The organism is Arenibacter lacus, assembly GCF_008711145.1.
Classification (GTDB): Bacteria; Bacteroidota; Bacteroidia; order Flavobacteriales; family Flavobacteriaceae; genus Arenibacter; species Arenibacter amylolyticus.
This window is the reverse complement of the sequence record NZ_VVIN01000235.1, coordinates 1-539: the sequence shown is the minus strand read 5'-3', so window position 1 is coordinate 539 and position 539 is coordinate 1. Positions and strand designations below refer to the sequence as shown.

1 protein-coding gene is annotated in these 539 nt (G+C 49.0%); it reads right to left on the bottom strand.

Going from position 1 to position 539, the window contains the following annotated elements:
* Positions 1–88 precede the first annotated feature (88 nt).
* Positions 89–539, bottom strand: a 451-nt coding sequence (locus tag F1E73_RS17310) for an alpha/beta hydrolase (protein ID WP_150452699.1), incomplete at its 5' end; no start/stop codon positions are given.

Sequence of the window (539 nt, the reverse complement as noted above, 5' to 3'; positions counted from 1 at the left end):
GATGGCGTCAGACAGGAGTCTCGCTCGTCCCAAAAGCTAAGGCGAGAGCTAGTCGGTAGCAGTCGAAACCTAACAACCCCAGCGCGGATCAAGGTTTCAACCCAGTCATCCACCCTACCCATAGGTCGGTCCAACCGGCTAAATGAGGATTCTCTAATCCCAAGGCAAAGCCATGGCCGCCAGTGGGATAAATATGCATTTCTACGGCGACCATGTTTTTACGCAGCGCTTCATAGAAAAGGAGGCTATTTTCTACGGGTACTGCAGTGTCATCCGACGCGTGGACCAAAAATGTAGGAGGAGTGTCGGCCGTTACATGAAATTCATTGGAAAAGTGATCTTTCAATTTTTGGGATGGATGCTCACCCAATAAATTCTTTCTAGATCCTCCATGGGTATTTAGGTCGCCCATACTTATCACTGGGTAGACAAGGGCCATAAAATTGGGTTGTGCACTTAGTTGGTCAATGGCATCCTGTTTCGCATAAACCACTTCATTATAATGGGTGCCCAGGGTAGAGGCCAAATGCCCACCGGCG